The sequence below is a fragment of the Pseudomonas serbiensis genome, from assembly GCF_030580745.1.
Taxonomy (GTDB): domain Bacteria; phylum Pseudomonadota; class Gammaproteobacteria; order Pseudomonadales; family Pseudomonadaceae; genus Aquipseudomonas; species Aquipseudomonas serbiensis.
The window spans coordinates 1-16,044 of record NZ_JAUQOO010000025.1 but is presented as its reverse complement, the minus strand read 5'-3'; the positions used below and the strand labels follow the sequence as shown (position 1 = coordinate 16,044).

The following is a 16,044-nucleotide window of genomic DNA, read 5'->3' as shown; positions in this document are numbered from 1 at the left end:
TCTGTCTCTTTGTTGACCTTTCGGTGTCCCCGTTCAAGGGGACGCCGCTTTCCCAAAGCCCCTGACGTCCTGCATCCCGCCTGTCCCTACATACCGTGACAGACAGTCCAGAACCGATGCTCTAGTTTTTTCCCATCCTAGAAAGGCGGTCTTTCGCCTCTTTCGTGAAGTCGCCTTGTGTTTGCCGCCGACTTTTCCAGAACTCATACAGCGCAGGTTATTCGATGCTCTTCAACGAATTGATGGCTATCATTTCCGGTCACCCGATCCGCCTCCAGCACGAGGAAGGTGACCTTGTCATTCTGGGGGATGACGAGGGTTTCGATGACGCGCTGATGGACAGCATGCGTCTGCACAAGCATGCGCTGATCGATCTGGTGAAGAGAAACGGTGGCGACTGGCTGAGCCCGGCCTTTCGCATTACCCCGGACATGCTGCCCCTGGCCGGACTGAGCCAGGAAGCGATTGACCGGATCGTTGAAACCGTGCAGGGCGGTGCGGCAAACGTACAGGATATCTATCCGCTGGCGCCGTTGCAGGAGGGCATTCTTTACCACCATATCTCGGCCACTCAGGGCGACCCCTATGTCTTGCACACGTTGTTCGGTGCAGAAAGTCTTCAGCGGCTTGAGCACTTTGCCCAGGCCCTGCAAGGCGTCATGGACCGGCACGATATCCTGCGCACTGCCATTGTCTGGGAAGGTCTCGACGAGCCCATGCAGGTGGTCTGGCAAGAAGCCCGGTTAGGCTTTGATGAAGTCGTCCTGGACCCTGCCGATGGCGATATCGCCCGGCAACTGCAAGAGCGCTTCGACACCCGCCATTACCGGATGGATGTTCGACAGGCTCCGCTGATGCGTCTTGTCTGGGCGGCCGACCCACTCAACTCGCGCTGGGTGGCGATGCTGCTGTTTCACCATATGGCCCTCGACCATGCTGCGCTGGAGCTGGTGCAGCATGAAACCCAGGCATTCCTGCTGGGCGTCGAGGACTCGTTGCCCGAAGCGGTTTCCTATCGAAACTATGTGGCTCAGGCACGTCAGGGTGCAGGGCGCGAGGCCCACGAAGCGTTCTTTCGCGACATGCTCGCGGATGTTGAAGAGCCGACCCTGCCATTCGGTTTCACCGATGCCCTGAACCCCGATGTGGTGATCGAAGAAGCCCGGCTGCCGGTGGATGAAGCACTGGGCGCTACTCTGCGAGGTCATGCCCGGCGCCTGGGCGTAAGTGCCGCGAGCCTGGTGCATCTGGCCTGGGCGCAAGTGCTGGGCCGTATATCCGGCCGTGAAGACGTGGTGTTCGGCACCGTACTGATGGGCCGCATGCAAGGCGGCGAGGGTGCCGACCGCGCCTTGGGACTGTTTATCAATACCTTGCCGTTGCGGGTCGAACTGGGTACCCAGAGTGTGGATGCCAGTATCAAGGCCACTCACCAGCGCCTGACCGGTCTGCTGGGGCATGAACATGCATCGTTGGCCCTGGCCCAGCGTTGCAGTGGCGTGGCGGCACCGACACCGCTGTTCGGTTCGCTGCTCAACTATCGCCATGGCAGCGCGGCACAGGCTGTGACGACCCAGGCCCGTGAAGCCTGGCATGGTTTGCAGATACTGGGTGGCGAAGAGCGAAGCAACTACCCGATCACCGTTTCGGTGGACGATCTGGGCGACCGTTTCGTCATCAGCGTTCTGGCCCTGGCACAAATCGGCGCACAGCGGATCGGCGACTATCTGTCGAGCGCATTCGAGCAACTGGCTCAGGCGCTGGAGCAGGACCCTCGGCGTGCCTTGAGCACGCTGGACCTGCTGCCGGCTGCCGAGCGCAATCAGTTGCTCACCGCATTCAACGACACAACGCGCGCTTACCCTCGCGACAGCAGCGTCACGGCGCTGTTCGAGGCCCATGCCAGCCTTCATCCCGAGGCACCGGCGGCTGTGCATGGCGAGCAACAGCTCGGTTATGGCCAGTTGAATGAGCGTGCCAATGTGCTGGCGGAGTATTTGCGCGCAGCGGGCATCCAGCCGGGTGATCGGGTCGCCATGGAGCTGGAGCGCTCATTCGAGCTGCTGATCAGCCAACTGGCGATTCTCAAGTGCGGCGCGGTCTATGTGCCTCTGGACGTCAATGCACCTGCCGAACGTCTGCAATTCATCCTTGAGGACAGCCAGGCCCGTGTATTGCTGAGTGTGAGCAGTCGTGCGCCACTGGCCGGTATTCCGCGTCTGGATCTCGATACCCTGAATCTGGACGCTGAGGCTGAACCCGTACCGCAACAGGCGCTGGTCGGTGGTGCGCCGGCTTACGTCATGTACACCTCTGGCTCCACCGGAACGCCAAAGGGTGTGCTGGTGACACACCGGGCAATCAGTCGCCTGGTCATCGATAACGGTTACGCCGACTTCAATGCCGCAGACCGCGTAGCGTTTGCCTCCAACCCGGCGTTCGACGCCAGTACGCTGGAAGTCTGGGCCGCGCTGCTCAATGGCGGTTGCGTGGTCCTGGTGGATCAGGACGTTCTGTTGTCGAGGGCGCATTTCGCCGGGTTGCTGCTGGAGCAGTCGGTGAGTGTGCTGTGGATGACGGCTGGCCTGTTTCACCAATATGCATCGGGCCTGAGCGATGCATTTGCCCGGTTGCGTTATCTGATCGTCGGCGGCGATGTGCTCGACCCCGTGGTGATTGCCCGGGTCCTGGCAAATGGCGCGCCCCGTCACCTGCTCAATGGTTACGGCCCCACCGAAGCGACCACCTTTTCCACCACCTGGGAGATCGAGCGGGTCGACGGGCCGAGCATTCCCATTGGCCGACCTATCGGCAATAGCCGGGTCTATGTACTGGATGCTTATATGCGCCCCGCGCCGCTGGGTGTGACGGGGGAGCTGTATATCGGCGGTGATGGCGTTGCCAGGGGCTATCTGAACCGTCCCGATCTGACCCTTGAAAAATTCATTCCCGATCCGTTTGGCACAGACACCGACGCCAGGCTTTACCGTACTGGCGACCTGGGTTGCTGGCGGCCTGACGGCAGTATCGAGTACCGAGGGCGTAACGACGATCAAGTGAAGATTCGTGGTTTCCGGATCGAGTTGGGTGAAATATCAGCGCGTCTGAGCACCTGTGCCGGTGTTGCCGACGCCACAGTGCTGGTCCGCGCCGAACAGGACACACCCGGTCAGAAACGTCTGGTGGCCTATGTCATTGCGCAAGCAGGCGTTGAACTCAGTGCCCAGGCCTTGCGTGATGAATTGCTTGGCTCGCTGGCCGAGTACATGGTGCCTGCTGCATTCGTGATGCTTGACGCCTTCCCGCTGACGGCCAACGGCAAACTGGATCGTCGCGCCTTGCCTGAACCGGGTGCTGAAGCCTTCGCCAGCCGCGAGTATGAGGCGCCTCAGGGGCCGGTCGAGGAAACCCTTGCCACGCTCTGGGCGCAGTTACTGAAGGTAGAGCGAGTGGGGCGCTTCGATCATTTCTTCGAACTGGGCGGGCACTCGTTGCTTGCCGTCAGCCTGATCGAGCGCATGCGTCAGGTGGGCCTGCGCGCCGATGTGCGGGTGCTGTTCAGTCAGCCGACCCTGGCGGCACTGGCTGCTGCGGTCGGCGAAAGTCATGAAATCAGTGTTCCGGCCAACGTCATTGGCATCGATAGCCAACGCATCACTCCCGCCATGCTGCCGCTGGCGGATCTGGATCAGACGTCCATCGACCGTATCGTGGGCAGCGTGCCGGGTGGTCTTGCCAATATTCAGGACATCTACGCTCTTGCTCCGTTGCAGGAAGGCATTCTTTATCACCATCTGGCGGCCGAACAGGGTGATCCCTATGTGTTGCAGACGCTGTTTGGCATGGCGGATCGCGGTCGCCTGAGTGATTTCGTTCAGGCGCTGCAAGCCGTTGTCGATCGTCATGACATTCTGCGCACTGCTGTGTTCTGGGAAGGCCTCGACAGCCCGGTGCAAGTGGTCTGCCGTCAGGCACAGTTGAGTGTCGAGGAGGTCAGCCTCGACCCGACGCAAGGCGATATCGCCGAGCAATTGCAGGCGCGCTTCGATCCACGGCATTTCCGTCTCGATCTGGCTCAGCCGCCACTGTTGTGCATCCTGTTTGCCGAAGATACGGCCAATCAGCGGTGCGTCGCCTTGCTGCTGTTCCATCACCTGGCGCTGGACCATACCGCGCTGGAAGTGGTCCAGCATGAGATGCAGGCCTGGCTGCTGGGGCGTCAGCAGGAACTGGGCGAAGCCATCGCCTATCGCAACTATGTAGCTCAGGCCCGTCTGGGCGTCAGTCGTGAAGCTCACGAGTCATTCTTTCGCGGCATGCTGGGTGAGGTCGATGAACCGACGCTGCCTTTCGGCTTGCAGAATGTGCAGGGCGACGGCGGTGGTGTCGAAGAAGCAAAACAGGCACTGGCCGAAGGTCTGGATCAACGCCTGCGGGCCCAGGCTCGTCATCTGGGCGTGAGCCTGGCCAGCCTGGTGCATCTGGCGTGGGGCGTGGTGCTGGGAGCAATCGCCGGCAAGCAGGATGTGGTGTTCGGCACTGTGCTGATGGGCCGCATGCAAGGCGGCGAAGGCACGGATCGCGCCATCGGCCTTTTCATCAACACCCTGCCGTTGCGCCTGGCAGTAGGTGAGCAGGGCGTACGCGGCGGTGTCAGGGCGGCCCACGAACGGCTGACCGACTTGCTCGGCCACGAACATGCCTCCCTGGCTCTGGCCCAGCGTTGCAGCGGCGTTCCAGCATCCATGCCGTTATTCAGCGCACTGCTCAACTATCGCCACAGCGCTGCGGGCACCATCACGCCGGAAGCCTTGCAGGCCTGGAAAGGTATCGAAGGCCTGTCCGGCGAAGAGCGAACCAACTATCCGCTGACCCTGAACGTCGACGATCTGGGCGATAACCTGCTGCTGACTGCGCTGGCTCAGGAAGGTGTGGATGCCCGGCGTGTCTGCGGCTATATGCAGGCGGCCTTGCTGCAACTGGTCGAAGCACTGGAACTGACACCACAGGCACCACTGCGCAGCCTGTCGGTCTTGCCGGAAACCGAACGCGAACAGTTATTGCAGGGTTTCAACGATACGAGCGCCGAGTACCCGCTTGATCAGACCGTGCATGGCCTGTTCGAGGCTCAGGTTGAACGTACGCCGGATGCGGTTGCCGTGGTTTATGGCCATGAACATCTGATCTATGCCGAACTGAACCAGCGCGCCAACCGACTGGCCCATCACTTGCGCAGCCAGGGCGTTGTGCCCGATTCGCGGGTGGCGATCTGTGTCGAGCGTGGCATCGATATGGTGGTCGGGCTGCTGGCTATTTTGAAAGCTGGTGGTGGTTATGTGCCTCTGGACCCGGCTTATCCGGTGGAGCGACTTGCCTACATGCTGCAGGACAGTGCGCCTGCGGCTGTATTGGCGCAGACTGCGACTCTGGGCTTGTTGTCGGCTGCTGATGTGGCTGTGGTCAATCTGGATGAGATTACCTGGCAGGATAGATCCGTCTCCAACCCGGTGATTGAAAGCCTGACGCCTGCCCATCTGGCTTACGTGATCTACACCTCGGGTTCTACCGGTTTGCCGAAAGGTGTGATGATCGAGCACCGTAATACGGTCAACTTCCTGACCTGGGCACAACAGGCGTTTGAGCCGGAAGTGCTGGCCAAAACGTTGTTTTCGACGTCGCTGAACTTTGACCTTGCAGTTTACGAGTGCTTTGCGCCGCTGGCTTCTGGCGGCAGCATTGAAGTGGTCAAGAACGTACTGGCTCTACAGGAAGGCGAACATGACATCACGTTGATCAACACTGTGCCTTCGGCGCTGAAAGCCCTGCTGGAATCGGGCGGCCTTCAAGAAGGCGTTCATACCGTTAACGTCGCGGGTGAGGCCCTTAAAGGTTCGCTGGTTGAAAGGCTATTCGCTGAAACCGGCGTCAAGCGCCTGTGCAACCTCTATGGCCCGTCGGAAACCACCACCTATTCAAGCTGGGTGGCCATGGATCGTGAAGACGGTTTTGCCGCCCATATCGGCAAGCCGGTCGCCAACACCCAGTTCTATCTGCTGGATGAGCATCGCCAGCCGGTACCGCTGGGTGTTCCGGGCGAGATCTATATCGGCGGTGCGGGCGTGGCTCGCGGTTATCTGAATCGCGATGACCTGACCGCCGAGCGCTTCCTTGAGGATCCATTCAACGTCGGAGCGCGGATGTACCGCACCGGCGACCTGGGTCGCTGGCTGCAAGATGGCAATATCGAATACCTGGGCCGTAACGACGATCAGGTGAAGATTCGTGGTTTCCGTATCGAACTGGGCGAGATTGAAGCGAAACTGGCTCGCCATGAGCGCGTGAAAGAAACGGTAGTCATGGCCCGTGAAGACGTGCCGGGCGACAAGCGTCTGGTGGCGTATTTCACCTCGACCATTGCCGAAGTCGATCTGGAAACCTTGCGCACTCATCTGCAAAGCCAGTTACCGGAATACATGGTCCCGGCAGCCTACGTTCATCTTGAGAAACTGCCACTGACGCCAAACGGCAAACTGGATCGCAAGGCATTGCCTGCCCCAGACCAGCAAGCCCTGATCAGCCGAGGCTATGAAGCGCCGCAAGGCGAAACCGAAATCACTCTGGCGCAGATCTGGGCCGATGTGCTCAAGGTCGAGCGTGTAGGGCGTCATGACCACTTCTTCGAGCTGGGCGGTCACTCGTTGCTGGCTGTCACTCTGATCGAGCGCATGCGTCGCAAGGGATTGTCGGCCGATGTGCGAATCCTGTTCAGTCAGCCAACCGTTGCCGCGCTGGCTGCTGCCGTTGGCCATAACCGCGAAGTCGTGGTTCCGGCCAATCTGATCGGGCCGGGCTGCACCCGCATTACGCCTGAACTTCTGCCGCTGGTGAACCTCGACCAGCCGGCCCTGGACCGTATCGTGGCCAGCGTGCCGGGCGGTGCAGCCAATGTGCAGGATATCTATCCGCTGGCGCCGTTGCAGGCGGGCATTCTTTATCACCATGTATCCGCCGCTCAGGGCGATCCTTACGTTCTTCAGGCGACCTTTACGGTCAGGGATCAGGCACGTATCGAATCCTTTGCCACGGCTTTGCAGAAGGTTATTGACCGGCATGACACCTTGCGCACCTCGGTATTCTGGAAAGGGCTGGAAAGCCCGGTGCAAGTGGTCTGGCGTCAGGCGCAACTGGTGGTGGACACCCTTGAGCTGAATCCCGTGGACGGCGACGTTGCCATCCAGATTCGTGAACGATTCTCTACCCACCATCACCGCCTTGATCTGGGGCTGGCACCTCTGATGCGCCTGGCCTGCGCCTTTGATCAGAATAACGGCCGTTGGGTCATGCTGCTGATGTTCCACCATATGGCGCTGGATCACACCGCACTTGAGGTGGTACGTCATGAAATGCAGGCGTTCATGCTGGGCGAAGGGGATTCGCTGCCCGCCGCCATGCCTTATCGCAATTACGTGGCCCAGGCCTGCCTGGGGTTGAGCGAGCAGGACCATGAAACCTTCTTCCGCAGTCAGCTCGGTGATATCGAGGAGTCGACCCTGGCATTTGGTCAGGCAGGCGTGCGAGGCGACGGGAGCGGTATCGAGGAAGCCAGAATTGCTCTGGATGACGAACTGAGCCTGCGAGTACGGGCTCAGGCCCGGAAACTGGGCAGCAGTGCAGCCAGCGTATTGCATCTGGCATGGGCACTGGTTGCCCGTGCGGCTTGCGGTCGCGATCAGGTGGTTTTCGGTACGGTGTTGATGGGGCGTATGCAAGGGGGCGAGGGTTCAGACCGTGCCCTGGGCATGTTTATCAATACCTTGCCGCTGCGAGTGGATATCGATGCCCGCAGTGTGGTTGAAGGTGTGAAATCCACCCATGCGCGCCTTACCGCGTTGCTTGGTCATGAGCATGCTTCATTGGCTCTGGCCCAGCGTTGCAGTGCCGTTGCCGCACCTGCGCCGCTGTTCAATACCTTGCTCAATTACCGTCATAGTTCAGCCGACGTCACCTCTGATCAGGCGCTGTCGGCCTGGGACGGTATCGAAAGCCTGAGCAACGAAGAGCGCACCAACTACCCGTTGACCCTCTCCGTGGATGATCTGGGCACAGGCTTTGCCATCACAGCGCTGGCAATGACCGAGATCGGCGCACAGCGGGTTTGCGACACATTGGCGTGTGCGGTGACAAACCTGATCGATGCACTGGAGCACCAACCGGATACCGCGCTTCACGCCATTGCCGTATTGCCGCAAGCCGAGCGCGAACAACTGCTGCATGGCTTCAACGACAGTGCTGCCGATTATCCACGCGACAGCTCCGTTCAGGCCTTGTTTGAAAGGCAAGTCGCCGCGCGACCTGAAGCTGTTGCCGCAGTGCATGGCGAACAGGCGCTGACCTATGCCGAACTCAATGCTCAGGCCAATCGTCTGGCTCATCATCTGATTGGCCAAGGTGTGATTGCAGGCGATGCGGTCGCGATTCTGCTGCCACGCTCGCTGGATCTGCTGGTAGCGCAACTGGCAATCATCAAGTGCGCAGCCATTTATGTGCCGTTGGATATCAATGCGCCCCAGGAACGTCAGGCCTTTATGGTGCAGGACAGCGGTGCTCGCCATGTCCTGACCCATAGCAATCTGGTGATACCGCAAGGCGTTGCTCGCATTGATCTGGACAGCCTTGATCTGACTCATGAGCACGGTAATAACCCGGAGCTGGCCTGTTCCAGCGAAAGTGCGGCCTACATCATGTACACCTCGGGTTCCACGGGTACGCCAAAAGGTGTGCTGGTCCCGCATCGCGCCATTGCCCGTTTGGTGTTCAATAACGGCTATGCCGATTTCAACGTGCAGGATCGGGTGGCATTTGCCTCGAACCCGGCGTTTGACGCCAGTACCCTGGATGTCTGGGCGCCGCTGCTCAATGGCGGCAGTGTTGTGGTCGTCGATCAGGATGTATTGCTGTCGCTGCCTGAGTTCCGGGCTCTGTTGCTGGAACAGTCGGTCAGCGTGCTGTGGATGACGGCAGGCCTGTTCCATCAATATGCCTCGTGCTTGTACGACGCCTTTGCCCAGTTGCGTTACTTGATTGTCGGCGGCGATGTGCTCGATCCTTCGATCATTGCTCAGGTCTTGAAGCACGGCGCGCCTCAGCATCTGCTCAATGGCTATGGCCCGACCGAAGCGACCACGTTCTCGGCAACCCACGAAATCAAGGCCGTGGGTGAGGGCAGTATTCCGATTGGCAAGCCGTTGGCCAATACCCGGTTGTATGTGTTGGATGCCCGTCAGCAACCGGTGCCGCTGGGTGTTACCGGCGAGCTGTATATCGGCGGCGATGGCGTAGCGCTCGGTTATCTGAACCGTGCAGAGCTGACTGAGCAGGTTTTTGTTGCAGATCCCTTCAGTAATGACCCAGCCGCCCGTCTGTATCGCACTGGCGACCTGGCCTGCTGGCTGCCTGACGGTTCGGTGGAATACCGTGGCCGTAATGACAATCAGGTCAAGATCCGTGGTTTCCGGATCGAAATCGGGGAAATCGAAGCGCGTCTGGCGCAATGCGTCGGGGTCAAGGAGTCAGTAGTTCTGGCCCGTCAGGATGCGGACGGCGATGAAGCCCGTGGGCCGAAGCAATTGGTGGGTTATGTCACCGCTCTGCCGGGTGCGAGCCTGTCAGTGCAGGAGTTGCGCCGTGAATTGAGTGCTTCGCTGGCCGATTACATGGTGCCCGTGGCCTTTGTGGTACTGGACAGCCTGCCACTGACCGCCAACGGCAAGCTGGACCGTCGCGCATTGCCAGCGCCTGATGCCCAGGCCTATGCCGGCCGTGAGTATGAAGCGCCTGTGGGGCATGTCGAGTCGGTGCTCGCCGACCTCTGGGCCGATGTGCTCAAGGTCGAGCGCGTAGGGCGTCATGACCATTTCTTCGAGCTGGGCGGCCATTCGTTGCTGGCGGTCAAGCTGATCGAGAAGATGCGTCAACAAGGCCTCAGCGCCGATGTTCGCGTCCTGTTCAGCCAGCCAACGCTGATGGCCTTGGCTGCCGCAGTGGGCAACAGCACTGAAATCCGCGTTCCGGCCAACCTGATCGAGCCGGGCTGCACACACATCACCCTCGATATGCTGCCATTGCTGGATATCAGCGAAGCTTCGCTGGAGCGGGTTCTGGCGGCAGTGCCGGGTGGCGCAGCCAATGTGCAGGACATTTATCCGCTGGCTCCGCTTCAGGAAGGGATTCTCTATCACTACCTGACCGCCGAAGCTGGCGACCCTTATGTGCTGCAATCGCAGTACGCCTTTGATAGTCGCGAACGTCTGGACGCTTTTATCGGAGCACTGCAATCGGTCATCAATCGCCACGATATCCTGCGCACCGCCGTGCACTGGACTGGACTTGATGAGCCGGTGCAGGTGGTCTGCCGCAATGTCGTGCTGCAACCGCAATTCGTCGAACTTGATCCGGCCAATGGCCCGGTCGCCACGCAATTGTCGGCACAATTCGACGCCCGTCACTATCGTCTCGACCTGACCCGTGCGCCATTGCTGCACCTGGCTTGCGCCGAGGACAAGGAGCAGAACCGCTGGGTTGCCACGTTGCTGTTCCATCACCTGGCGCTGGACCATACCGCGCTGGAAGTGATGCAACATGAAATGCAGGCTTTCCTGCTGGGCACTGCCGATCAACTGGGCGCGGCAATGCCGTACCGCAACTATGTGGCCCAGGCCCGGCTGGGTGTAGAACCGGCTGCCCATGAGGCGTTCTTCCGCGAGATGCTGGGCGATATCAGCGAGCCAACCCTGCCATTTGGTGTGCATGATGTTCAGGGTGACGGCCAGGGTATCGAGGAGGCCCGAGCGCCGCTGGATATACAGGTCTGCAATCGTTTACGGCAACAGGCCCGCCAATTGGGCGTCAGCGCTGCCAGCCTGGTGCATCTGGCCTGGGCGCTGGTGCTGGGCAAGGTTTCGGCCACCGACGATGTGGTGTTCGGCACCGTATTGCTGGGCCGGATGCAAGGCGGCGAGGGTGCCGACCGTGCCTTGGGCATGTTTATCAATACCTTGCCATTGCGGGTCAGCCTGGACCGCAACAGTGTGCGTCAGGCGGTAAGCGAGGCCCATGGCCGACTCACCGGGCTGCTGGTCCACGAGCATGCGTCTCTGGCATTGGCCCAACGTTGCAGCGGCGTGGCAGCCACCACGCCGTTGTTCAGTGCGCTGCTCAATTACCGGCACAGTAATGCCGTTGTTACTCAGGAGAGCCTGAATGCCTGGGAAGGCATGCAGACCCTGGGCGGCGACGAGCGCACCAACTACCCGCTGACCCTGAACGTCGATGACTTGGGCGAGGGTTTCCACTTTACCGTGCTGGCGCTGGAAAGCATCGGTGCCCGTCGAGTCTGTGACTATGTGCAGGTCGCGCTGGAGCAGTTGACCGATGCACTGGAGCAGGCACCGCAAACGCCGCTCAATACCCTGTCGATCCTGCCACGCAGCGAGCGTGAGCAATTGCTGCATGAGTGGAACGCAAGCGACTCGACCTTTGCCGATGACCTGTTGATTCATCGTGCTTTCGAGGTGTGGGCTGCAAAACAGCCGTCTGCTGCGGCGATTCGCTTTGAAGGTCGCCAGTTGAGCTACGGCGAGCTCAATGCCCGTGCCAACCAGGTTGCCCATCGCCTGATGGAGCAGGGCATCGGCCCGGATGATCGTGTAGCGATCTGCGCCGAACGCGGGCTGGAAATGATCATCGGCCTGCTGGGGATTCTCAAGGCCGGGGCAGGTTATGTGCCGCTGGATCCGGCCTATCCGGCTGAACGTCTGGCTTACCTGCTCAAGGACAGCGAGCCGCTGGCCGTGCTGGTTCAGAAAACCACGGCGAATGTGCTGTCGGGTGTGTCGGTGCCGGTTATCAATCTGGACGATGCCCGTTTGCAGGAGCAATCCGTCTCGAATCCGCAGGTTTCAGGGCAGACGTCTTCGCACCTGGCTTATGTGATCTACACCTCGGGTTCCACCGGTTTGCCGAAGGGCGTGCAGGTCGAGCATCGCAACGTGGCAAGGCTGTTCTCGGCCACTCAGGCGTGGTTCGAGTTTGGTCCGACCGATACCTGGGCACTGTTCCACTCGTTTGCCTTCGACTTCTCGGTCTGGGAAATCTGGGGCGCGCTGATACATGGCGGCGAGTTGCTGATCGTGCCGCAACTGGTCAGCCGCTCGCCGCAGGAATGCTATGCCTTGATCTGTGAAGCTGGCGTCACCGTGCTGAACCAGACGCCAAGCGCTTTCCGTCAGTTGATTGCTGCCCAGGGCGAAAGCCATCAGGCGCATTCATTGCGTCAGGTGATCTTTGGTGGCGAAGCGCTGGAAACCGGGATTCTCAAGCCTTGGTACGCAAGGCCGGTAAACGCCGGAACCCAACTGGTGAATATGTATGGCATCACCGAAACCACTGTGCATGTGACGTATCGTGCCTTGCAGGCTGCCGATGCGCTAAAAGCGGGTGTCAGCCCGATTGGTGTGCGGATCCCTGATTTGCAGACCTATGTGCTTGATGCCAATCGTGAGCCAGTGCCGGTCGGTGTTGTGGGTGAGCTGTATGTCGGCGGTGCCGGTGTGGCGAGGGGTTACCTGAACCGTCCTGAACTGAATGAAGAGCGTTTTATCGCCGATCCTTTCAGCCAGCGTCCCGGAGCGCGCCTGTATCGCACTGGCGACCTTGCCCGCTGGACCGCCGAGGGCAGCCTGGATTATCTGGGCCGTAACGACGATCAGGTGAAGATTCGTGGTTTCCGTATCGAGTTGGGTGAAGTCGAGGCACAGCTTGCTGCCAGTACCGGCGTACGTGAAGCAGTCGTTATCGCTCGCGAAGACATTCCAGGCGACAAGCGCCTCGTGGCTTATGTGATCGCAGAAGAGGGCGCAGCACCGTCCGCCGCCGAGTTGCGTGACCAACTGTTGCAAACCCTGGCCGAGCATATGCTGCCAAGCGCTTTTGTGACGCTTGAGTCGCTGCCACTGACCACCAACGGCAAGCTGGATCGCAAGGCCTTGCCTGCGCCAGACCAGTCGGCACTGGCAAGCCGAGCCTATGAAGCGCCCCAAGGCGAAGTCGAAGTGATCATCGCCCAACTCTGGCAGGAACTGCTGGATGTTGAGCAAGTAGGTCGTCATGACCACTTCTTTGAGTTGGGCGGCCATTCGCTGCTGGCGGTGAAGCTGATCGAGCGTATGCGCCAGCAGGATCTCAGTGCCGACGTTCGCGTGCTGTTTGGCCAGCCGACTCTGGCAGCACTGGCCGCAGCAGTCGGTGGGCAGACGGAAATTCTGGTACCTGCCAATCTGATTACCGAAGGTTGCGAGCGGATTACCCCGGATATGCTGCCGCTTGCGGATCTGGATCAGGACGCTATCGACCGCGTGGTCGCCAGTGTTCCGGGCGGTATTGCCAATATTCAGGATATCTATGCCTTGGCTCCGTTGCAGGAGGGGATTCTTTATCACCACCTGGCGGCCGCCGAAGGCGATCCGTACCTGCAATATGCGCTATTCAGTTTTGATGGTCTGCAACGGCTCCAGCAATTCGCCGCTGCCTTGCAGGCCGTGGTTTCACGGCACGATATCCTGCGCACCGGTGTGCTCTGGGAGCGGCTGGACGAACCGGTACAGGTGGTCTGGCGTCATGCAGAACTGGCGGTGGAGGAGGTTCGTCTCGATCCTGCTGCGGGCGATATCGCCGATCAACTGCGTGAAGCCCTGGATCCGCGTCATTATCGACTGGATATTCGCCAGGCACCGATGATGCGTATCGGTTATGCCCATGATCCAGCCAATAATCGCTGGCTGGGCATGCTGTTGTTCCACCATATGGTCGACGATGCCACGTCGCTGGGTATCCTGACTTCGGAAATCGAAGCCTTCATGTGCGACCTCGGTGATCAGCTTCCCGCTTCGGTGCCTTATCGCAACTACGTGGCGCAGGCGCGTCTGGGTGTCAGTCGTGAAGCCCATGAAGCGTTTTTCCGCGAGATGCTGGGCGATATCGATGAGCCGACCCTGCCGTTCGGGCTGCATGACGTGCAAGGGGACGGACAAGGCATTCAGGAAGTCCGCCAGGTGGTGGATGCTTCCCTTGGCCAGCGGTTGCGAGTTCAGGCTCGCAAGCTGGGTGTCGGTGCTGCCAGCCTGTATCACCTGGGCTGGGCCCGGGTGCTGGGCGCCTTGTCGGGGCGTGATGAAGTGGTGTTCGGCACGGTCCTGCTGGGCCGCATGCAGGGCGGCGCAGGTGCCGACCGGGCGCTGGGCATGTTTATCAATACCTTGCCACTGCGCGTTGATCTTGGGGATCAGCACGTCAGCAACGGCGTCAGGAAAACCCATGCCAACCTGACTGCACTGTTGGGCCACGAACACGCCTCGCTGGTGCTTGCCCAGCGTTGCAGCGGAGTCGAAGCGCCTACACCGCTGTTCAGCTCATTGCTCAATTACCGTCATCTGGAAAACCATACCGGTGATTCCAGTGCCGCGGCCTGGGAAGGTATCCAGGCGCTGTCGGGGGAAGAGCGCACCAACTACCCATTGACCTTGTCTGTGGACGATCTGGGCGAAGGCTTCAACCTGACGGTGATGGCTGAAGCGCAAATAGGTGCCGAGCGTGTCTGTGGCTATATGCAGCGTGTGATGCATCAGTTGATCGATGCGCTGGAACAGGCGCCGCAAACGTCGCTCAACAGCCTGTCGATTCTGCCTCGCAGTGAGCGTGAGCAATTGCTGTACGGGTGGAATGCCAATGACTCGACCTTTGCCGATGACTTGTTGATACATCGTGCTTTCGAGGAGTGGGCTGCCAAACAACCGTCAGCCACGGCGATTCGCTTTGAAGGTCGCCAGTTGAGCTATGGCGAGCTCAACACACGAGCCAACCAGGTTGCCCATCACCTGATGGAACAGGGCATCGCCCCGGATGATCGTGTAGCGATCTGCGTCGAACGCGGGCTGGAAATGATCATCGGCCTGCTGGGTATCCTCAAGGCCGGGGCAGGTTATGTGCCGCTGGATCCGGCCTATCCGGCTGAACGTCTGGCGTACCTGCTCAAGGACAGCGAGCCGCTGGCCGTGCTGGTTCAGCAGGCCACGGCAGATGTGCTGTCGGGTGTATCGGTGCCGGTTATCAATCTGGACGATGCCCGTTTGCAGGAGCAATCCGTCTCGAATCCGCAAGTCGATTCGTTGACGGCCTCACATCTGGCCTATGTGATCTACACCTCGGGGTCCACCGGTTTGCCGAAAGGTGTGCAGATCGAGCACCGCAACGTGGCCCGTCTGTTCACGGCCACTCAGGCATGGTTCGACTTTGGCCCGACCGATACCTGGGCGCTGTTCCACTCCTTTGCCTTCGATTTTTCGGTCTGGGAAATCTGGGGTGCGCTGCTGCATGGCGGTGAGTTGCTGATCGTGCCGCAACTGGTCAGCCGCTCGCCTCAGGAATGCTATGCCTTGATCTGTGAGGCTGGCGTGACGGTGTTGAACCAGACACCAAGCGCTTTCCGCCAGTTGATTGCGGCTCAGGGTGAAAGCCATCAGGCGCATTCATTGCGTCAGGTGATCTTTGGTGGCGAAGCGCTGGAAACCGGGATTCTCAAGCCTTGGTACGCAAGGCCGGTGAACGCCGGAACCCAACTGGTGAATATGTATGGCATCACCGAAACCACGGTGCATGTGACGTATCGAGCCTTGCAGGCTGCCGATGCCTTGCAGGCTGGCGTCAGCCCGATTGGTGTGCGGATTCCTGACCTGCAGACCTATGTGCTTGATGCCAAGCGCGAGCCAGTGCCGGTCGGTGTTGTGGGTGAGCTGTATGTCGGCGGTGCCGGTGTGGCGAGGGGTTACCTGAACCGCCCTGAACTGAATGAAGAGCGGTTTATCGCCGATCCTTTCAGCTCGACCAAGAATGCTCGCCTGTATCGCACTGGCGACCTTGCCCGCTGGACCGCCGAGGGCAGCCTGGATTATCTGGGCCGTAACGACGATCAGGTGAAGATTCGTGGTTTCC

General features: G+C 60.1%; 1 protein-coding gene. It reads left to right on the top strand.

The window, feature by feature from the left end:
- Window positions 1-224: 224 nt before the first annotated feature.
- A partial coding sequence (locus Q6A51_RS24155; protein WP_304575895.1) for a non-ribosomal peptide synthetase occupies window positions 225-16,044 on the top strand: 15,820 nt, incomplete at its 3' end.